The organism is Actinomycetospora sp. NBRC 106375, from assembly GCF_030269665.1.
Lineage (GTDB): Bacteria > Actinomycetota > Actinomycetes > Mycobacteriales > Pseudonocardiaceae > Actinomycetospora.
In genome coordinates this window covers 1-19,860 of record NZ_BSTS01000008.1, presented here as the reverse complement: position 1 = coordinate 19,860, position 19,860 = coordinate 1, and the positions used below count along the sequence as shown (strand labels likewise).

The following is a 19,860-nucleotide window of genomic DNA, read 5'->3' as shown; positions in this document are numbered from 1 at the left end:
GGCCTCGAGAGCCCCGAGGAGGACGACGCCCCGGTCGCCCACACCAACGGTCACACGACGACGACGTCGGCCGACGTGGCCGACCCGTCGCCCACCGACCCGACCGTCCGCGGCGAGGGCGCGTCGGCGGACGCGCGGCGGGGAACGTCCGGGGTCGACGGCCTGGCGCGGTAGCCCCGGCCGGACCACGAGCACCACGAGAGGCGGAGCAGCGGGCATGGCACGGCGCGAGATCACCCTGTCGGTCGACGTCGACGCCCCGGTCGAGACGGTCTGGGGCGAGGTCACCGACTGGGAGTCGCAGGGCGAGTGGATGCTCGGCACGAGCGTCAAGGTCACCCGTGGTGACGGCACGAGCGTCGGCTCGGAGCTGGCCGCGACCACGGGGGTCGGCCCCCTCGGCGTCACCGACACCATGGAGATCGTCGGCTGGGACCCGCCGCACCGCGCGACCGTGCGGCACACCGGGCGGGTCGTGCGCGGCAGCGGCGTGTTCAGCGTCGTCGAGCGCCGCACCGCCGACGGGCGCGAGGGCTCGACGTTCGTGTGGAGCGAGCAGCTCGACCTGCCGCTGGGCCTGCTCGGGGCGCTCGGCTGGCCCGTCGTGAAGCCGGCCTTCGCCTGGGGGCTGCGGCGCTCGCTGGACGAGCTGGCCCGGCGCTGCGAGCGGGCCGCGCGATGAGCACGGTGACCCCGTGACGGCCGCGGTCGTCGGCGACGACGGCGTCGGGCGCTGCCCCTGGGGCCTTGGCAACGACCTGCTCGCGGAGTACCACGACGCCGAGTGGGGACGGGAGCTGCGCGGGCGCGACGCGCTCTACGAGCGGATCAGCCTCGAGGCGTTCCAGTCCGGCCTCTCGTGGCTGGTGGTCCTGCGCAAGCGGCCCGCCTTCCGCGCCGCGTTCGAGGACTTCGACCCGGAGGCCGTGGCCGCGTTCGGTGACGACGACGTCGCCCGCCTGCTCGCCGACGCCGGGATCGTCCGCAACCGCGCGAAGATCGACGCGACGATCGCCAACGCGCGTGCCGTCCTCGGCCTCGCCGAGCGCGGGGAGGACCTCGACACGCTGCTGTGGTCGTTCGCGCCGCCCGCGCGGGAGAAGCCGCCGGCGGGCTTCGAGGAGGTCCCGGCGACGACGCCGGAGTCGACGGCGATGGCGAAGGCGCTGCGCGCCCGCGGCTTCCGCTTCGTGGGCCCGACGACGTGCTACGCGATGATGCAGGCGACCGGGATGGTCGACGACCACGTCGCCGGGTGCTTCCGCGCGATCGACGCCGGCTGACCCCGTCGGCGGGCCCGACATCACCGGGACCGCGGGCCGACACGCGGCCTGACCGGGGAGGACACGCCCGGATGATCGCTCCGGTGTCGTGCCGGTCGGGCCCATAGGGAAGAATCGTCACCTGACACACGGCGCTCGCTCTCCGGCCGCCCACACGGGCACTCCGGGGGACGAAGACGACCAGCTCGTGGAGGGAGCACGCTATGGCGGCCATGAAGCCCCGGACCGGTGACGGTCCCCTCGAGGTCACCAAGGAGGGGCGCGGCATCGTGATGCGCGTGCCTCTCGAGGGTGGGGGGCGCCTCGTCGTCGAGATGACGGCCGACGAGGCGGGCGACCTGCGGGAGGCCCTGCAGGGCGTGGTCGGCTGAGCACCCCGACGTCCGCCGCAGGCGCGGAGGACCGCACCGTCGGCTCGGCCGACGTCGACGGGGCGGCCTTCGCGGCCCCGGCGCTCCCCACCCCGCTCGCCGCGCTCACCACCGAGCCCGCGCCGGAGCGCGTCGCCGTTATGCGGTGGCGACGCCGCCCCGAGCAGCCCGGCGAGCCCTCCGACCCGGGCGCCGGTCCCGGAGCCGAGCCCGACCCCGGGGTCGACGCCGACCCCGCGATCGACGGCGCCCCACCGGGCTGGCGGCCCTCCGCCGGCGCGGTGGCTGCGCTGCCCGGACCGGCACCCGGCCAGTGGCTCGTCGGTGCCGGCGCGGGCGCGGCCACGGACTGGCGCGCGGCAGGCGCCGCCGCGGTCCGTGCGCTGCGCGACGCGCCCGCCGGTGCCGTGGTCCCCGATCCCGGCACCGATCCCGCTACCGATCCCGCTACCGATCCCGGCACCGACCCCGGCACCGACCCCGGCACCGCTCCCCGCGTCGCCGCCCTGCGTCCGGACCGTCCCGAGGACGTCCCCGACGACGCCGACGGCTGGGCCGCCCTCGCGCTCGGTGTGGTGCTCGGCTCGCACCGCTTCCTCGTCCGCGCCGGCGACCGGCCCGCCCTGCGGGTGCACCTCGACGTCCCCGCCGAGCACCGCGAAGTCGTCGAGCCCGCCGTCGACCGGGCCGTCGAGCTCGCCACCGCGACGGCCCGCGGCCGCGACCTCGCGGACACGCCGTCGGGCACCAAGTCGCCGGCGTGGTTCGCCGCCACCGCCGCCGACCTCGTCGCGGACGCCGAGGGGCTCGGGGTCACGATCCGCGACGAGGCGTGGCTCCGCGAGCAGGGCTTCGGCGGGGTGCTCGCCGTGGGCGGCGGGTCGTCCCGCCCGCCGCGGCTGCTCGAGCTGGCCTGGTCGCCCCCCGACGCCGGCACCGACCACGTCGTCCTCGTCGGCAAGGGCATCACGTTCGACACCGGCGGCATCTCGATCAAGCCGAACGCCGGGATGGCGGACATGCGCACCGACTGCTCCGGCGGCGCCGCGGTCGTCGCGGCGCTGCGGGCGCTGGCCCGGCTGCGCACCCCGGTCCGCGTCACCGGCCTCGTGCCGCTGGCCGAGAACCACGTCTCCGGCTCGGCCTACCGGCCCGGCGACGTCGTGCGGCACCGCGGCGGCACGACCACCGAGGTCACCAACACCGACGCCGAGGGCCGGATGGTGCTCGCCGACGCGATCGCCTACGCGCTGGACTCGCTCGCGCCCGACGTGGTCGTCGACGTCGCCACCCTCACCGGGGCGATGAAGGTCGCTCTCGGCGTGCGCACCGGCGGCGTGTTCGGCAGCGATCCGGCTTTGCGCGATGCGCTCGTCGACGCCGGCGCGGCCGCGGGGGAGCCCTGGTGGCCGATGCCGCTGTCCGCGGACCTCGACCCCGACGTCGACTCCACGATCGCCGACGTGCGCCAGGCGCCGGGCGGGCCGGGCGGCATCGCGGCGGCGCTGTTCCTGCGCCGCTTCACCGACGGGCGTCCCTGGCTCCACCTCGACATCGCCGGGCCCGCGCGCAGCGACGGCCAGCACGAGGAGGTCGCCAAAGGCGCCACCGGCTTCGCCGCGCGCACCCTCGTCGAGTTCTGCGCCCGGCGGTCGTCAGGGAGCTGAGCCGTCCCGCAGGGCCGCGCAGAGCAGGCCCTCGGCGACGGGGAGCATCAGCGGGACGAGGCGCTCGTCCTCGCGCACGGTCCGCACGGTCTCGCGCAGGGCGCCCGCGAGCGCCTCGCGACGCACCGGGTCGGCGATGCGGCCCTGCCAGAGGACGTCATCGAGCACCACGACCCCGCCGGGGCGCAGCAGGCGCATCGCGGCCTCGAGGTCGCGGGGGAAGTCGGTGGTCACGCCGTCGACGAGCACGAGGTCGTAGCCTGCGTCCGAGAGCTTCGGCAGCACCTGGCGCGACGAGCCCGTGATCATCCGGACGCGCCCGGGCCCGAACCCCGCCTCGACGCACGCCGCCCGGGCCTGGGCCTGCCGGGACCCGTCGGGGTCGATGCTCGTGAGCAGGCCGTCGGCGGGCATCCCGCGCAGCAGCGCCACCGTGCTCAGGCCGAGGCCGGTGCCGATCTCCACGACGGCCCGGGCCCGGGTGGAGGCCGCGAGGAACGTCAGCGCCGCGGCGGTGGCCGGGGAGACGGCCACGACGCCCTGCTCGGCGGAGCGCGTGCGCAGGCGCGTGAGCAGCTCGTCCTCGGCGAGGAACGCGTCCGCGCGGTCGGCGATCCGGGTGCGCGCGCGGGCGGCGCCCGCAGCGTCCGTCCCGGGCGCCCCGTCCCCGGCGGGCTCGGCGCCGGACGCGGACGTGCCGGCCGGGGCGCCGGCGGCGCGGACCGCCCGCAGGGGCCGCGACGCGCCGCGCACGCCACCGCCTCGACTGCCCGACCCGCCCGGGCGTCCCGTCGCCATGGGAGCAGGCTAGATCGAGAACGGGGGCCGGTCGGCGTGCCGCGCCGACACGCCGACCACACGGTCGGGGTCGCGCCCACCACCGGTGGATCTCCGCCGCACACGGAAACTCAGCGGCCTCTCAGCACGACCTCACCCCTGTGACATCACGGCGCGCCAGAGTGGTGTCACGTCGCCGGCATCCCCGACCGGCGCCGCCAGGACGAGCCGAGGAGCCCGCACCCCGATGCCCGACACCTCCGCCGCCGCCGCGGTCCTCGACCGCCCCGACACCACGGCTCGCGACCAGGCCTTCCAGGACGCCGAGTCCGGTCTCGACGCGGCCGAGGTGTGGGTGCCGCCGACGTGGGACGACGTCGTGCGCCAGCACGCCGACCGCGTCTACCGCCTGGCCTTCCGCCTGACCGGCGACGCCCACGACGCCGAGGACCTCACGCAGGAGACGTTCATCCGCGTGTTCCGGTCGCTCGCGGGCTACAAGCCCGGCACGTTCGAGGGCTGGCTGCACCGCATCACCACCAACCTCTTCCTCGACATGGTGCGCCGGCGCGCCCGCCTGCGGATGGAGGGCCTGCCCGAGGACACCGACCGGCTGCCCGGCGGCGGTCCCGACCCGGAGCAGGTCTGGTCGGAGGCGCACCTCGACCCCGATCTGCAGGCCGCGCTGGACGCCCTCGCCCCCGAGTTCCGCGCCGCGGTCGTGCTCTGTGACGTGGAAGGTCTGTCGTACGAGGAGATCGCGGCGACGCTCGGTGTCAAACTGGGGACCGTGCGAAGCCGCATCCACCGTGGGCGCCAGTCGCTGCGCGCCGCGCTCGAGTCCCGCGCCGCCGAGCGGACACCTCTCCGGGACCAGGCATGATCTCCGGTCGCGGCGGCTCGGGGTGGTGGTCCGAGCGCTTCACCGAGGCCGGCCACCTCGCGCTCGACGCCGTCGTCGCGTTCGTCGACGACGAGCTGCCGCCCGGACCGGCGCACCGCGCCGCGATGCACGTCGACCGCTGCCTGTCCTGCGCCGCCGAGGTCGCCGCCCAGCGGCAGGCCCGGCGCCGGGTCCGCGCCGCCGGCGACCCGGCCGCGCCGAGCTCCCTGCTCAGCGCCCTGTGCTCCATCCCCGACGCCGCGCCGCTGCCCGGCCCGCCCGCGGGGCTCGCCGTCGACGCCGACGGGCAGTTCGTCGTGCCGGCCGACACGCCGGACGGCCCCCGCGCCGAGCGCCGGGGTCGGCGCCGCGGACGACGGCGCGCGCTCGCGGTGCCCGTGGCCGTCAGCTCCGGCGTCGTCGTCGGCGCGGCCGCCCTCGCGGCCCTCACCGGCCCGGTCGTCGTGGCCGGCACCCCGGCGCCCGCCCCGCCCGGCAGCACCGCACCACGCGCCGAACGCCCGCTGCCCACCACCGCCGCGGCCGCCGACCTGTCGGTGCGCAGCGAACGCGCGGCCGCACCCGGCGCCGCGCTGCCCGGTCCCGGCACACCCTGACCCGGTCGGCCCTGACCTGGCCCTGCACACCGGACCTTCACCACTGCGGTCGCACGCTGTGACCGTGTCGACGCGGCCCGCCCCCCGAGGCTCTACGGTGGAGGGGCGATGAGCACCGACCCGCGCGGCCGCCCGCCCCACGAGCCGGCCGACACGTCTCCCACCGGGAACGGCGACGACCGCCGGCACGGTGGACCGGCCGACGGCGGCACGACCAACGGCGCCCCGTCCGACGGCGGCACGAACGGGCACGGCAACGGCCACGACCCGGGCCACGGCACCGTCAACGGCGCGGGTCACGGCGCCCCCAACGGCAACGGTGCGAGCACCGGCACCACGAACGGCACCACGAACGGCACCACGAACGGCATCACGAACGGTGCCGCGAACGGTGCCGGGAACGGGCACGACCGCGACCTGGCCGCCGCGTTCGGCCGTCCGACCGGCGTGTCCGGGGGCTTCGGCGACCGCAGTGCGGACAGCGGCCGGCCCCACGGGACCGGCGGGAGGACACCGCACGGCGACACGCCGGCGCCGGCGCTCGTCGCCGCGTTCGGCCGTCCCGAGGGCTCGACGGCGTCCGGCGCCACCTCCCTGCAGCGCCCCGAGCGTCCCGCCGACCGGGGCGACGACCGTCCCGACGACTTCTGGGAGGGCGACGAGAAGGCCGGCGCGGACCCGTGGCGCTACCCGGGCACCGGCGCCGAGCTCGGCGGGCCCGCGCTGGGGGACACCCGCAGCGCGCCGGCGACGCCGCCGACCGGGCCGCGGCTCTCGGCACGCGAGCTGGTCCTCGGGCGCCGCGTGCGGCCGACCGCGCTGGCACTGCTCGCGGTGGTGGCCCTGCTCATCGGCGGCGTCGGCGGGATCGTGGGCTGGGCGGTCGCCGGGGGCGCCGACAGCCTCGTCGACCCCGGCGCCTCCCTGAGCCCGGTCTCGGCGGGCCACGAGCGCCCGCCCGGCTCGGTCGCCGACATCGCCGGTCGCGTCGCGCCGGCCGTCGTCTCCCTCGAGCTGCAGGCCGGCACGAGCGGCGGCACGGGCTCGGGCGTCGTGCTCGACCCGAACGGCTACATCGTCACCAACAACCACGTCGTCGAGCTGGCGGCCAACGACCCCCGGGCCTCGCTCGAGGCCGTCTTCGCGTCCGGGCTGCGGGCGCCGGCGCGCGTGGTGGGCCGGGACCCGCAGACCGACGTGGCCGTCGTCAAGGTCGACATCGCCAACCCGGTCGTCGCGCAGCTCGGGCGGTCCTCCGACCTGCGGGTGGGCGACGGCGTCATCGCGATCGGCTCCCCGCTGGGGCTCGCCGGCACGGTCACCGAGGGCATCGTCAGCTCCCTGGACCGCCCGGTGCGCCTGGACGCCGAGACCAGCGACGCGAACCCCGTCATCGACGCCATCCAGACGGACGCGGCGATCAACCCCGGCAACTCCGGCGGCGCGCTCGTCGACACGTCCGGCGCCGTGGTCGGGATCAACAGCGCCATCCGCACGCTCGGCGGCGGCGAGGGCGGCTCGATCGGGCTCGGCTTCGCGATCCCCATCGACGACGTCCGCACCATCGCCGAGTCGATCATCCGGACCGGCAGCTACACCCACAGCGACCTCGGCGTGAACGCGAAGTCGGTCACGGACGGCACCTCGGACGGCGCGCAGGTGCTCAACGTGCGCCAGGGCGGACCGGCGTCACGTGCCGGGCTGCTCGAGGGCGACGTGGTCCTGCGGGTCGACGACCGCCCGATCGCGTCCGCCGACGAGCTCGTCGTGGCCGTGCGGGAGCATCCTCCGGGGCAGACGATCCAGCTGGGCGTCGTCCGCCAGGGACGGCCGCTCACGCTGCAGGTGACGCTCTAGGAGGTCGGGTGTTCGACAACATCGGCTGGCCGGAGCTGCTGGTCCTCGCCCTCGTCGGCCTGTTCGTCCTCGGCCCGGAGCGCCTGCCGGCGGCCGCGGCCTGGGTGGCGAACACCGTCCGCACGATCCGCGACTACGCCACCGGCGCGCGCGACCAGCTGCGCCAGGAGCTCGGCCCCGAGTTCGACGAGTTCCGCAAGCCGCTCGAGGACCTGCGCTCGGTGCGCGACCTCGATCCCCGCCGGGCGGTGCGCCAGCACCTGTTCACCGACCCCCCCGCGGACGGCACGTGGAGCGGGTCGGCCACCCCGGCGGCGGCCAGCACGCCCGCGATCACACCGTCGGCCCCCACCTCGAGCACGCCGAGCACGCCGAGCACGCCGCGCGCCGGGCGTGCCGACAGCGGGCCGCCGCTGAAGCCCGGCGAGATCGCGCCGGTGGACCCCGACGCGACCTGAGGCGCGGGAACGACACGGCAGCGCGACGGAGGAGCGCTGTCGAGTCGTCTCCTCGTCGCCGGGACGGCCCTGACCCTGCTCTCCCGTCGTCAGTTGACCTGGCGGTCGCGGCCCTCCCAGTACTCCGCGCGCAGCTTGAACTTCTGCAGCTTCCCGGTGGCCGTGCGGGCCAGGCCGTCGCGGAACTCGATCGAGGTCGGGGCCTTGTAGCGGGCCAGGTGCGCCTTGCAGTGCTCGATCAGGTCGGCCTCGTCGGCGTGGGCGCCCGGAGCGAGCACGACCAGCGCCTTGATCGTCTCGCCCCACTTCTCGTCGGGCACGCCGATGACGGCGACCTCGGCGACCGCGGGGTGGTTGAACAGCGTGTCCTCGACCTCGATGGACGAGACGTTCTCCCCGCCGCTGATGATGACGTCCTTACGGCGGTCGCTGATCGTCAGGTAGCCGTCGTCGTCGACGGTGCCGCCGTCGCCGGTGTGGAACCAGCCGTCCTTCAGCACCTTCTCGGTCTCGTCCGGCCGCTCCCAGTAGCTCTTGAGGATCACGTTGGAGCGGGCGAGGACCTCGCCGTCGTCGGAGATGCGGACCTTGACGCCCAGCGCCGGGGCGCCGGCCCGCCCGAGCCGGGCCGCGCGCTCGTCGGTCTCCAGGTCGTCCCACTCGGCGCGCGTGCGGTTGAACGTCAGCAGCGGCGAGGTCTCGGTGAGCCCGTAGATCTGCACGAACTCCCAGCCGAGGACCTCCTCGACCTGGGCGATCGTCCTCGTGGGCGGGGGTGCGCCCGCGCCGACGATGCGGACCCGCCCGCGCCCGGGGATCTCGCCCTGCCACTCCGCGGCCGCGCCGAGCACCGCACTGATCACGGCCGGGGCGGCGCAGAGCACCGTCACCCCGTGGGCCTCGACCCGGCGCAGGATCTCCGCGCCGTCCACCTTGCGCAGCACGATGTGCTTCGCCCCGAGCCCGGTGACGCCGTACGGCATGCCCCAGCCGTTGGCGTGGAACATCGGCAGCGTGTGCAGGTAGACGTCACGGTCGTTCACGCCGAGGTGCATCGAGAACGTCGTGGCGTTGACCCACAGGTTGCGGTGGGTGAGCTCCACGCCCTTGGGGCGCGCCGTCGTCCCGCTTGTGTAGTTGATCGTCGCGGTGGCGTCCTCGTCCGGCTCCCAGGGCTCCGGGTCGACCCCGAAGCGGTACATCTCCTGGTCGCCCTGCTCGCCGAGCACGATCGTGCGGGCGCACGGGACGCCCTTGAGCTGCTCCTCCAGCTCCGGGTCGACCAGCAGCAGGCTCGCCCCGGACTGCTCGACGATGTAGGTGACCTCCTCGACCGACAGCCGGAAGTTCACCGGCACCAGCACGCGCCCGTGGCCCGAGACCCCGAAGAACGACACCAGCAGGCGGGCGCTGTTGTGGGAGACGATCGCGACACGCTCGCCGAACCCGATCCCCATCGCGTCCAGGCCCGCGGCCTGCGCCCGCGCCAGCGCCGCGACCCGGGCGTACGTCAGCTCGGTCAGCGGTGTGGCCGGCTGGTCGGGCTCGTCGACGATCCCCGTCCGTGCCCCGTACACGATCTCGGCGCGGTCGAGGAAGTCCTGGATCTCGAAGGGGACCTGCATCATCAACTCCCGGGAACGGCGCCGGCGACCGCGACGCGGTGGACCGCACGTTCCCACGGAGATCGTTGTTTCGGCGAGAGGATGCTCACGAGGGCCGCTCGCGGCTCGGGGCGTCGCGCCATGACTGTTACCGTCGATCAACGTGCTGGTGCGCCCGAGTGAGCCGGTGCGCCGCCGGGTCCGCGGCGCGGCGAGTCGGCTCGACAGCGATCCACGGCTGCTCGCCGCGCTCGAGTGGGCCCGGGCCTGGCTGCCCGGTGACGCGCACTACGGCGACCCGCTGTCCACCGGAGACGACCCGGCGGGGCGCGTGGCCGCCCAGCTCGCCCCGCTGGCGGCGACGCGGCCGAGCGTCCTGCGCGAGGTCGGGCTCACGGCGCTGCAGGTGTGGCAGGCGCACGCCGGGACCGAGGAGCGCACCGGCGACGAGGTCGTCGCGGTGCTCTTCACCGACCTCGCCGGCTTCTCCGACTGGACGCTCGAGGTCGGCGACGACGCCGCGGTGCGCGCGCTGCGCCGCGTCGGTGTCGCCGTGGAGCCGCTGGTGCGCCGGCGCGGGCGCGTGGTCAAGCGGCTCGGCGACGGGCTGATGGCGGTCTTCCCGGACGCCGACGACGCCGTCGAGGCCGCGCTCGCCGCCCGCGACGCCGTGGCGGGGCTCGAGGTCGACGGGCACCGTCTGCACCTGCGTGCCGGGGTGCACGTCGGGACCCCGCACCAGCTCGGCGGCGATTTCTACGGCCGCGACGTCAACATCGCGGCGCGGATCACCGACGCCGCGCGCCCCGGGGAGGTGTGCGTGTCGAGCACGACCCACGCGCACCTCGAGAGCGGTCGCTTCGCCGTCCGGCCGCACCGCCACCGCCGGGGCAAGGGCGTGCCCCGCGACATCACGCCGTGGCGGGTGGATCGCACTCGTGCTCGGCGTTCTCCCGCCTGAGCGGGTTCGCGCGCATCCTCCCGGCCGGGTCGAGCCGCCCGAGGATCGCCGCCGTCACGTCGGCGAGGGACGTGACGCCCTCGCCGTCGAGGGCGTCGAAGATGAGCCGCCGGACCTCCGCGGCGTGGCCGGGAGCGGTCTCCCGCACCTTCTCCAGGCCCGCGTCCGTGAGCCGGGCGACGGTCACGCGTCCGCTCTCCGGGGACGGCTCCCGCGTCACCCAGCCCTGCTGCTCCAGTCGGGCCACCACGTGCGAGAGCCGCGAGAGCGACGAGTTCACCGTGGCCGCCAGCGCGCTCATGGGTAGCGTGCGGCCCGGCGTCTCCGAGAGCATGGCCAGTGTCAGGTAGGAGAACTGGGTCAGTCCGGCGTCCCGCTGCAGCTGGGCGTCGAGCGCGGCCGGCAGCAGCGTCATCACCGCGGCCGTCCGCCGCCACGCCCGCTGCTCGTCGGCGTCCAGCCAGCGTGTGTCGTCCATGACGACCACATTACTTGATGCTTCAACTCTGAACAGGTAGCGTCCGGAGTTGAAGGATCAACCTCGTGCAGGGAGACGCCATGGACCCGTTCGCCACCGCCCACCCGGGAGCGGCGTTCGACGCCTACGAGCCGGGCGCCCGCGAGCGCGCCGCGCGCCGCACGCCCTGGACGCCGCAGGACGGCCCGCTGCCCGCGCTGTACGTCAGCCACGGCGCGCCGCCGCTGTTCGACGACGCCGAGTGGATGACGCGCCTGGGGGAGTGGGCCGACCGCCTCCCCACCCCGAAGGCGATCCTCATCGTCTCGGCGCACTGGGAGTCCGCGCCGCTGACGCTGTCCAGCGCCGAGGCCGGCACGCCCCTGGTGTACGACTTCGGCGGGTTCGCCGAGCGCTTCTACCGCATGACCTACGCGACCCCGGACGCCTCGGAGCTCGCCGCCCGCGTCGCCGCGACGCTCCCGGACGGGCAGCCGGCGCACACGTCGCGCCGCGGGCTCGACCACGGCGCCTGGGTGCCGCTGAAGGTGATGTACCCGCTCGGTGACGTCCCCGTCCTGCAGATGAGCCTGCCGACCGAGGACCCCGACCGGCTCCTGGCCATCGGCGCGCGGCTGCGCGAGCTGCGCGGCGAGGGCGTGCTGGTGATCGGGTCGGGGTTCATGACGCACGGCCTGCCGTTCCTGACCCGCGAGATGCTCGCCGGCCGGGACACCCCGGGCTGGACCGGGGACTTCGACGCCTGGGCCGCCGAGGCCCTCGACCGCGGCGACCTCGAGACGCTGCACCGCTTCCGCGACGCCCCGGGCATGCCCTACGCGCACCCGACGGCCGAGCACTTCGTCCCGCTGTTCGTCACCCTCGGCGCGGCCACCGATCCCGAGGGGCCGGTGACGACGACGATCGACGGCGCCATGTGGGGCCTCTCGCGACGCTCACTGCAGGTGGCCTGACCGTCACGGGAAAGGGGCTGGCGCGACCCGGCTCCTGATGGGCATGCTCGGTCCCGTCCGGGGAGAGGTCCCCGGGGACGACTTCGAGGAGTGAACGCCATGGCCGCCCGGAGCGGGCGCCATGACCGGCGCCGTCACGCCATCACACGGTGACGCCCCCGTGGCACTGATCAGCGGCGCGGCGTCCTGCTCGAAGGGTCGTACCCCGCAGTGTTCTCCTCTTCTCCGCACGTCTCCGTCCTGACCGGCCTCGGCTGGGACGACTCCTGGGAGCAGCTCGCTCCCACCGGCGACGCGTCGGGCACGCCTGGTCGTGTCGCCCGCGTCGACCGGGGCCGCGTCGACGTCCTGACCGACGCCGGTCGTGTCCGCGCCACGCCGCTCGGCGTCTGTGCCGTCGGGGACTGGGTGCTGGTCGACGGTCCTTCCGTCGTCGCCGTCCTGCCGCGGCGCACCGCCCTGACCCGCGCGTCGGCGTCCGGGCGCTCCGAGGGGCAGGTCCTCGCCGCCAACGTCGACACGGTGCTCGTCACCGTCGCCCTCGGGTCCGCGCTGCGGGCGGGGCGGACCGAACGGCTGCTCGCGCTCGCCTGGGAGAGCGGCGCGACGCCGGTCGTCGTCCTCACGAAGATCGACCGGGACGACGGCACGTCGCTGGTCGCCGCCCTCACCGACCTCGCCGCCGCGGCGCCGGGCGTGGACGTCGTCCCGGTCAGTGCCGTCACGGGCGACGGTCTCGCCGAGGTGGCCGCGGCCGCCCGCGGCACGACCGTGCTCGTCGGTCCCTCGGGCGCCGGCAAGTCGACGCTGGCCAACGCGCTGCTCGGCGAGGACGTCCTGGCCGTCGGCGCGGTCCGCGACGTCGACGACAAGGGCCGCCACACCACCGTGCACCGGGAGCTCCTGCTTCTCCCCGGGCGAGGCCGCACGCAGCGCAGCGGAGCTGCGGCGCCGGAGGCGCATCACAGCGTGCTGATCGACACCCCGGGCCTGCGCGCCGTGGGTGTCCGCGACGCCGCCGGGGGCATCGACCGGGCGTTCGCCGACGTCGTCGACCTCGCCGAGCGCTGCCGCTTCGCCGACTGCGCCCACGACCGCGAGCCCGGCTGCGCGGTCCGGTCCGCCGTCGACGCGGGCGAGCTCTCGGCGCGCCGGCGGGAGGGCTACCGCACGCTGCAGCGCGAGGACGAGTGGGCGGCGGCGCGCACCACGCCCGGCTGGCGGCCGAGCGTCGCGGGCGATGGAAGCAGGTCACCCACGACCAGCGCCTACCGGGTCCGCGGCCGCTGAGCGCATCCGGAGACGAACGAACGGCGCTTTCGTTGCATCGGTAGCAGCGAAAGTGCCTTTCGTTCACCGAGGTCATGCGCATCCGGCGGTGCCACCTCCACCGGCCGGCGGCTCAGCGGCCGGCGGGGCTGATGTTCAGCGACATCCCGGCGAGGCCGCGCGAGCGCACGGAGAGCTTCTCCGCGACCGCGCGCAGGGCGGCGCCGGCGGCGGACTCGGGCTGGGTCAGCACGAGCGGCATGCCGGCGTCGCCACCCTCGCGCAGGCGGGTGTCGATCGGGATCTGGCCGAGCAGGGGCACGGTGCCGCCGACCGACTTCGTCAGCGAGTCGGCCACGATCTGCCCGCCGCCGGAGCCGAAGAGGTCCATGCGGGAGCCGTCGGGCAGGTCCATCCACGACATGTTCTCGACGACGCCGGCGAGGCGCTGGCGGGTCTGCAGCGCGATCGCGCCGGCGCGCTCGGCGACCTCCGAGGCCGCCTGCTGCGGCGTCGTGACGACGAGGAGCTCGGCGTTCGGGACCAGTTGGGCCACGGAGATGGCGATGTCGCCGGTGCCCGGGGGCAGGTCGAGCAGCAGGATGTCCAGGTCGCCCCAGAACACGTCGGCGAGGAACTGCTGCAGGGCGCGGTGCAGCATCGGCCCGCGCCACACGACCGGGGTGTTGCCCGGCGTGAACATGCCGATCGAGATGACCTTCACGCCGTGGCTCTGCGGCGGCATGATCATGTCGTCGACCTTGGTCGGCTTGTCGTCGGTGCCGAGCATGCGCGGCACCGAGTGGCCGTAGATGTCGGCGTCGACCACCCCGACCGACAGGCCCTTGTCGGCCATCGCGGCCGCGAGGTTCACCGTCACCGACGACTTGCCGACGCCGCCCTTGCCCGACGCGACCGCGTAGACGCGGGTCAGCGACCCGGGCTGGGCGAACGGGATCACGGGCTCGTCGGCGTCGCCACGGACCTTCTGGCGCAGCTCGCGGCGCTGCTCGTCGTCCATGACGTCGAGCTCGACCGACACGGCCGTCACGTTCGACACCGCCGAGACGGCCGTGGTCACGCGCTGGGTGATGGTCTCCTTCATCGGACAGCCGGCGACGGTCAGGTAGACGGCCACCTCGACCTTGCCGTGGTCGAGGACGCGGATGTCCTTGACCATGCCCAGCTCGGTGATCGGCTTGTGGATCTCGGGATCCTCGACGCCGGCCAGCGCGGACCGGATCGCGTCGACGGACGGTGCTGCGGCCATCGGACCCTTCTCGACTCTCCGAGGGACACCGGTCCCGCCCACGGCGGCCACGTCGCGGCCCGCCTGGGAGACCGGGGACGGGGGCAGACGGCCCCCATCGGCTCACTCCCATGCTACGTGCCGGTCACCTCGGGGTCTCCGGCACGGCGGGCGTCGCACGTCACGCCGAGCAGGGGACTGGTGGCGGAGGGTGGCCGGGAGGGGGCTCAGCGTCCGTTCGCCGAGCTCGACGACCCGGGCTGGTCGCCGTCCCCGTCGACCACTGTCCCCGCGCCGGTGCCCGCTCCGGCACCCGCGCCGGTCTCGTGCCGGTCGAGCGCGCGCACGAGGGCCTGCTCGACGGCGGCGGACAGGCGGGTGTCGACCGCCCGGTCCACGGCGCGGTCGACGGCCCGGGCGACCGCCCTCTCCAGGGCCTTGTCCGGCTTGCCGCTGCCGTCGGGGTCGCGGGTGCCGTCGCGGACGCCGCGGACCTGCTCGAGCTCGCCGCGCAGGTAGTCGCGGGTGACGACCTCGCCGAGCTGCAGGCGCATCGACGCCAGCTCGCGCGCCAGGTACTCCGTCTCGGCCGAGAGCCGGCCCGCCCGCGTCCGGTCCTCCTCGAGGGAGATGCGGTCGCGGTCGTCCTGCCGGTTCTGCGCGAGCAGGATCAGCGGCGCGGCGTACGCGGCCTGGGTGGAGAACGCCAGGTTGAGCAGGATGAACGGGTAGGGGTCCCATTGCAGGCTGATCGCGAAGACGTTCAGGACGATCCAGACCGCCACGATGACCGACTGCCAGAGCAGGAACGTGCCGGTGCCGAGGAAGCGCGCGAGACGCTCGGCGAACCGGGCGAACCACTCCGCGTCGACGGAGAGCCGGAAACGGCTGGTGCCGGCGGGCTGGTCGAGCCGGCGCCGGGTGCTGGCCTCAGGCACGGGCGCCCCCGGCAGGTTCGGGGTCCGGCTGGGAGCGCCAGTCCTCGGGCAGCAGGTGGTCGAGGACGTCATCGACGGTCACCGCGCCCACGAGGTGCCCGCCCTCGTCGATGACCGGGCCGCACACGAGGTTGTAGGTCGCGAAGTAGCGGGTGACCTCGGCCAGGCTCGCCTCCGGCCCGATGCGGGTCAGCTCGGAGTCGAGCACGCCCGCGACGAGCTCGGACGGTGCCTCGCGCAGCAGGCGCTGGGAGTGCACGCAGCCGAGGTAGCGACCGGTCGGCGTGGCCGTGGGCGGGCGGCAGACGAACACCATCGACGCCAGGGCCGGTGTGATGTCGGGGTTGCGCACGTGGGCCAGCGCCTCGGCGATCGTCGCGCCGGGTGTCAGGACGATCGGCTCGGGCGTCATGAGCCCGCCCGCGGTGTCCGACGAGTACGACAGCAGGCGCCGCACCGGCTCGGACTCCTCGGGCTCCATGAGGCCGAGGAGCTCCTCGGACTCGGCGCCGGGCAGGTCGGCCAGCAGGTCGGCGGCGTCGTCGGGGTCCATCTCCTCGAGGACGTCGGCGGCGCGGTCGGAGGAGAGGTGGCGCAGGAGGTCCTGCTGCTCGGCCGACGGCAGCTCCTCGAGCACGTCGGCGAGCCGTTCGTCGCCCAGGCCGTCGGCGACGTCGTGGCGGCGGCGCTGCGGGAGGTCCAGCAGCGCGTGGGCGATGTCCGCGGGGCGCATGTCCTCGAACGTGGCGAGCAGCTGCTCGGTGCCCTGCCCCGCCTCGGACAGCGACAGGCCCGACACCGCCGCCCACGGCAGCACCTGCACCGGGCCCCGTCGGCCGAGGCGCCCGACCAGCTCGCGCACCGCCAGGCGCGTCACCAGCCAGTCGCGGCTGCGCTGGTGCTCCATGAGGACGTCGACCACCTGGGCGTCGGTGTCGTGGTCGGTGACGCGCACCCGGGCGTCGAGCATCTCGCCCACCACCAGCACCTCGTTCGGGCGCTGGGCGAACGCCCGCAGGTTGACCTGCCCGGTGGCCAGCGTGACGGCCGCGGCGTCGACCGACGTGACCCGCAGCATCGGCACGAAGATCCGCCGCCGCGACCCGACCGTGACGACGAGCCCGAGCACCCGCGGCGGGCGGGGTCCGACCGCCACGGCGCACACGGCGTCGCGGACGCGCCCGATGCGTTCGCCATCCGGGCCCAGGACGGGCAGCCCGACCATGCGGGCCACGAACACCCTGGCCATGGCGGTAGTCACGGCAGAAGGCTAACCGCCGGCGGGCGCCGAGCTGGATCGAGTCACCTCTGAGAGGGTCCTCACCACGTCCGATGCGGCCCGGGAGCCCGTGTCAGCATCGCGGACCAGTCGTGGACCCTGTCGTGGAGGTCAGCAGCTCGTGAGTGTGGAGAACCGTCCCCGCCGGTCGTGTCTGGCGGTGCCCGGGTCGAGCCAGAAGTTCATCGACAAGGCCCGCACCCTGCCCGCCGACCAGATCTTCCTGGACCTCGAGGACGCCTGCGCACCGCTGGTGAAGCCCGAGGCCCGCAAGACGATCGTGGCGGCGCTCAACGAGGGCGGCTGGGAGGGCAAGACGCGCGTCGTGCGCGTCAACGACTGGACCACCGAGTGGACCTACCGCGACGTCACCGAGGTCGTGGAGGGCGCCGGGGCCAACCTCGACGCGATCATGCTGCCGAAGGTGCAGACCCCCGAGCAGGTCCACGCGCTGGACTTCCTGCTCACCCAGATCGAGAAGACCATGGGCTACGAGGTCGGCGCCATCGGCATCGAGGCGCAGATCGAGAACGCCCGCGGCCTCAACAACGTCGTCGCCATCGCCGAGTCGTCGCCCCGGCTGGAGACGATCGTCTTCGGGCCCGCCGACTTCATGGCCTCGATCAACATGAAGTCGCTGGTCGTCGGCGAGCAGCCCCCCGGCTACACCGAGGGCGACGCCTACCACTACATCCTCATGCAGATCCTCATGGCCGCGCGGGCCAACGACCTGCAGGCCATCGACGGCCCCTACCTGCAGATCCGCGACGTCGACGGCTTCCGCCGCGTGGCCAACCGCGCCGCGGCCCTGGGCTACGACGGCAAGTGGGTGCTGCACCCCGGCCAGATCGACGCCGCGAACGAGACGTTCTCGCCCTCGCAGGAGGACTACGACCACGCCGAGAACATCCTCGACGCCTACGAGTGGTTCACCTCGGAGGCAGGCGGCGCCAAGGGCTCCGCGATGCTCGGCGACGAGATGATCGACGAGGCCAGCCGCAAGATGGCCCTGGTCATCGCGGGCAAGGGGCGCGCCGCCGGCATGTCCCGCGGCGAGCGCTGGACGCCGCCGGAGAGCTGATCGATACTCGCCGGTAACTTCTAGACGCCCAGGAGCACCACGCATGGCACGCCTCGCCCAGACCGCCGGCCTGACCGATGTGCAGACCGAGATCCTGTCCACGGTCCGCGACTTCGTGGACAAGGAGATCATCCCGCACGCGCAGCAGCTGGAGCACGACGACGTCTACCCGCAGGACATCGTCGACGGGATGAAGGAGATGGGCCTGTTCGGGCTCATGATCCCGGAGGAGTACGACGGTCTGGGCGAGTCGCTGCTGACCTACGCCCTGGTCGTGGAGCAGATCGCCCGCGGGTGGATGAGCGTCTCCGGCGTCATCAACACCCACTTCATCGTCGCGTACATGCTGCGCCAGCACGGCACGCCCGAGCAGAAGCAGCACTACCTGCCGAAGATGGCCACCGGCGAGATCACCGGGTCGTTCTCGATGTCGGAGCCCGACCTCGGCTCGGACGTCGCGGCCATCAAGACCAGCGCGAAGGCCGACGGCGACGACTACGTCGTCAACGGCGCCAAGATGTGGCTGACCAACGGCGGGTCGTCGAACCTCACCGCCGCGCTCGTCAAGACCGACGAGGGCGGCGAGAAGCCCTACCAGAACCTGACCACGATCCTCGTGGACAAGGAGCGGGGCTTCGGCAAGGTCGCCGAGGGCCTGAGCATCCCGGGCAAGATCGAGAAGATGGGCTACAAGGGCGTCGACACCACCGAGATGGTGTTCGACGGCTTCCGCATCCCGCAGTCACAGGTGCTCGGCGGCGCGCCCGGCAAGGGCTTCGCGCAGATGATGGACGGCGTCGAGGTCGGGCGCGTCAACGTCGCCGCCCGCGCCTGCGGCATCGCGATCCGCGCCTTCGAGCTCGGCATCGAGTACGCCCAGCAGCGCTCCACGTTCGGCAAGCCGATCGCGCAGCACCAGGCGATCTCGTTCAAGCTCGCCGAGATGGCCACCAAGGTCGAGGCCGCGCACCACATGATGGTCAACGCCGCCCGGCTCAAGGACCGCGGCGAGCGCAACGACGTCGAGGCCGGGATGGCGAAGATGATCGCCTCGGAGTACTGCAAGGAGGTCACCGAGGAGTCGTTCCGCATCCACGGCGGCTACGGCTACTCCAAGGAGTACGAGATCGAGCGCCTCATGCGCGAGGCGCCGTTCCTGCTCATCGGCGAGGGCACCTCGGAGATCCAGAAGACGATCATCAGCCGCGGCCTGCTGAAGGACTACAAGCTGCGCTGACAGCGGTACGGTCCTTCGTCACAGCTCGCCCCGCCCGGGCACTCCCGGGCGGGGGCGGGCGTTGACGACTCAGTAGGACCGTTTGCGAAGGACAGCGAGGGATCGTCGTGACTGCGCCGTTCACCGGGAACCGCCCGGGCGCCCAGCCGGGGCTGCCCAATCTCCCCGAGCCGCCGTCCGGCTGGCCCGTGGGCTCCTACGCGAAGTACGAGGAGGCCCAGCGGGCCGTCGACCACCTCGCGGACAACGAGTTCCCCGTCGCCGACGTCACCATCGTCGGCGTCGACCTCATGCTCGTCGAGCGCGTCATCGCCCGCCTGACCTGGGGTCGCGTGCTCGCCACGGGCGCGGCGTCCGGGGCCTGGCTGGGCCTGTTCGTCGGGCTCGTGCTCTCGCTGCTCGCGCCCGTCGGCAGCGGGCTGGGCTCGATCCTCACCGGCCTGGTGCTCGGCATCGTCTTCGGTGTCGTGTCCGGCGCGATCACCTACGGCGCCTCCCGCGGCCGGCGCGACTTCACCTCGCAGAGCCAGCTCGTGGCCGGGCGCTACGACGTCCTCTGCCAGCCCCGCAACGCCGAGAAGGCGCGCGACATGCTCGGCAAGCTCGCGATGGGCACCGACGGCTAGATCGGACCGCGGGCTGTTCGAGCGATGCGGCTTTCCTGGCGTCTCACGCCAGGATCGCCACATCCTCGCCGGCGCGACACGCCGGGGCCGGCCCGCGCCCGCCGCGCACCTCGACCCTCGATCGCGATCTCGGTGACGATCGGTGTCAGATGGAGCCTGTTGCCAAATCGCGCGCCTTCGCCTGTCGATCTCGGGATCGGGGGAGGATCTTGGGGTGGCGAAGAGGTATCGGCCGGTGGATCGGGATCAGCGGTTCCTGCTGGCCCCGGACA

At 74.3% G+C, this 19,860-nt stretch carries 19 protein-coding genes and 1 pseudogene; 14 read left to right on the top strand and 6 right to left on the bottom strand.

The genetic code is table 11. The features are described from left to right. The first annotated feature begins 217 nt into the window (after positions 1 to 217). The 4 genes from QSK03_RS14570 (at position 218) to QSK03_RS14555 (ending at position 3,321) form a co-directional block, all read left to right on the top strand. Complete coding sequence (locus tag QSK03_RS14570; RefSeq protein ID WP_285653237.1) at positions 218 to 682, top strand: SRPBCC family protein; 465 nt, start codon at positions 218 to 220, stop codon at positions 680 to 682. Between the two features lie 13 nt (positions 683 to 695). Then, positions 696 to 1,283, top strand: coding sequence for a DNA-3-methyladenine glycosylase I (locus tag QSK03_RS14565; protein ID WP_285653235.1), 588 nt, complete (start codon positions 696 to 698; stop codon positions 1,281 to 1,283). A 203-nt stretch (positions 1,284 to 1,486) separates the two neighbouring features. Beyond that, complete coding sequence (locus QSK03_RS14560; RefSeq protein ID WP_133827309.1) at positions 1,487 to 1,654, top strand: DUF3117 domain-containing protein; 168 nt, start codon at positions 1,487 to 1,489, stop codon at positions 1,652 to 1,654. 140 nt (positions 1,655 to 1,794) lie between these two features. Next, positions 1,795 to 3,321: a leucyl aminopeptidase family protein gene (locus tag QSK03_RS14555; RefSeq protein ID WP_285653231.1), complete on the top strand. Its 1,527-nt coding sequence runs from the start codon at positions 1,795 to 1,797 to the stop codon at positions 3,319 to 3,321. Here the strand turns inward: QSK03_RS14555 and QSK03_RS14550 are convergent. Then, entirely contained in the window at positions 3,310 to 4,119 is an 810-nt protein-coding gene (locus QSK03_RS14550) for an O-methyltransferase (RefSeq protein ID WP_285653230.1), read from the bottom strand. The genes QSK03_RS14555 and QSK03_RS14550 overlap by 12 nt on opposite strands. Before the next feature lie 226 nt (positions 4,120 to 4,345). Here QSK03_RS14550 and sigE point away from each other — a divergent pair, with 226 nt between their 5' ends. The 4 genes from sigE (at position 4,346) to tatB (ending at position 7,913) form a co-directional block, all read left to right on the top strand. Next, a complete protein-coding gene (gene sigE / locus QSK03_RS14545; protein WP_285653228.1) occupies positions 4,346 to 4,981 on the top strand; it encodes an RNA polymerase sigma factor SigE in 636 nt (211 codons plus the stop codon). Continuing rightward, positions 4,978 to 5,598 (top strand): hypothetical protein, encoded by a 621-nt coding sequence (locus tag QSK03_RS14540; protein WP_285653226.1) that lies wholly within the window; start codon positions 4,978 to 4,980, stop codon positions 5,596 to 5,598. Before sigE ends, QSK03_RS14540 begins: the two co-directional genes overlap by 4 nt. Before the next feature lie 108 nt (positions 5,599 to 5,706). Further along, positions 5,707 to 7,455 carry a S1C family serine protease gene (locus tag QSK03_RS14535; RefSeq protein ID WP_285653225.1) on the top strand — a complete coding sequence of 583 codons (1,749 nt, stop codon included), beginning with the start codon at positions 5,707 to 5,709 and terminating at the stop codon, positions 7,453 to 7,455. Positions 7,456 to 7,463: 8 nt separating this feature from the next. Next, entirely contained in the window at positions 7,464 to 7,913 is a 450-nt protein-coding gene (gene tatB / locus QSK03_RS14530) for a Sec-independent protein translocase protein TatB (protein ID WP_285653224.1), read from the top strand. Between the two features lie 89 nt (positions 7,914 to 8,002). On the opposite strand, the gene QSK03_RS14525 is transcribed toward tatB, so the two are convergent. After that, positions 8,003 to 9,538 (bottom strand): AMP-binding protein, encoded by a 1,536-nt coding sequence (locus QSK03_RS14525; protein WP_285653221.1) that lies wholly within the window; start codon positions 9,536 to 9,538, stop codon positions 8,003 to 8,005. A gap of 142 nt (positions 9,539 to 9,680) precedes the next feature. Here QSK03_RS14525 and QSK03_RS14520 point away from each other — a divergent pair, with 142 nt between their 5' ends. After that, positions 9,681 to 10,478: an adenylate/guanylate cyclase domain-containing protein gene (locus QSK03_RS14520; RefSeq protein WP_285653218.1), complete on the top strand. Its 798-nt coding sequence runs from the start codon at positions 9,681 to 9,683 to the stop codon at positions 10,476 to 10,478. On the opposite strand, the gene QSK03_RS14515 is transcribed toward QSK03_RS14520, so the two are convergent. Beyond that, the gene (locus tag QSK03_RS14515) at positions 10,429 to 10,956 is read right to left on the bottom strand and encodes a MarR family winged helix-turn-helix transcriptional regulator (protein WP_285653216.1); all 528 of its coding nucleotides are present in this window, start codon (positions 10,954 to 10,956) and stop codon (positions 10,429 to 10,431) included. The genes QSK03_RS14520 and QSK03_RS14515 overlap by 50 nt on opposite strands. 80 nt (positions 10,957 to 11,036) lie before the next feature. Here QSK03_RS14515 and QSK03_RS14510 point away from each other — a divergent pair, with 80 nt between their 5' ends. Both QSK03_RS14510 and rsgA read left to right on the top strand, forming a co-directional pair. After that, positions 11,037 to 11,909, top strand: a complete 873-nt coding sequence (locus tag QSK03_RS14510; RefSeq protein ID WP_285653213.1) for a dioxygenase family protein — start codon at positions 11,037 to 11,039, stop codon at positions 11,907 to 11,909. 210 nt (positions 11,910 to 12,119) lie between these two features. Next, positions 12,120 to 13,199 carry a ribosome small subunit-dependent GTPase A gene (gene rsgA, locus QSK03_RS14505; RefSeq protein ID WP_285653210.1) on the top strand — a complete coding sequence of 360 codons (1,080 nt, stop codon included), beginning with the start codon at positions 12,120 to 12,122 and terminating at the stop codon, positions 13,197 to 13,199. Positions 13,200 to 13,311: 112 nt separating this feature from the next. Here rsgA and QSK03_RS14500 read toward each other — a convergent pair whose 3' ends face one another. The 3 genes and pseudogenes from QSK03_RS14500 to QSK03_RS14490 form a co-directional block, all read right to left on the bottom strand. Continuing rightward, complete coding sequence (locus QSK03_RS14500; protein ID WP_285653207.1) at positions 13,312 to 14,448, bottom strand: Mrp/NBP35 family ATP-binding protein; 1,137 nt, start codon at positions 14,446 to 14,448, stop codon at positions 13,312 to 13,314. Between the two features lie 431 nt (positions 14,449 to 14,879). Then, a pseudogene (locus tag QSK03_RS14495) lies at positions 14,880 to 15,365 on the bottom strand (DUF1003 domain-containing protein); the annotation flags it as partial. Continuing rightward, positions 15,358 to 16,614, bottom strand: a complete 1,257-nt coding sequence (locus tag QSK03_RS14490; protein ID WP_285653811.1) for a magnesium transporter MgtE N-terminal domain-containing protein — start codon at positions 16,612 to 16,614, stop codon at positions 15,358 to 15,360. The gene QSK03_RS14490 and the pseudogene QSK03_RS14495, both read right to left, overlap by 8 nt. A gap of 151 nt (positions 16,615 to 16,765) precedes the next feature. Between QSK03_RS14490 and QSK03_RS14485 the strand changes: the two genes are divergently transcribed. The 3 genes from QSK03_RS14485 (at position 16,766) to QSK03_RS14475 (ending at position 19,588) form a co-directional block, all read left to right on the top strand. Next, the gene (locus QSK03_RS14485; protein WP_285653204.1) at positions 16,766 to 17,725 is read left to right on the top strand and encodes an HpcH/HpaI aldolase/citrate lyase family protein; all 960 of its coding nucleotides are present in this window, start codon (positions 16,766 to 16,768) and stop codon (positions 17,723 to 17,725) included. A 43-nt stretch (positions 17,726 to 17,768) separates the two neighbouring features. Beyond that, a complete protein-coding gene (locus QSK03_RS14480; RefSeq protein WP_285653201.1) occupies positions 17,769 to 18,962 on the top strand; it encodes an acyl-CoA dehydrogenase family protein in 1,194 nt (397 codons plus the stop codon). A 107-nt stretch (positions 18,963 to 19,069) separates the two neighbouring features. After that, positions 19,070 to 19,588, top strand: a complete 519-nt coding sequence (locus QSK03_RS14475) for a YflT domain-containing protein (RefSeq protein ID WP_285653198.1) — start codon at positions 19,070 to 19,072, stop codon at positions 19,586 to 19,588. The last annotated feature ends 272 nt before the right edge of the window (positions 19,589 to 19,860 follow it).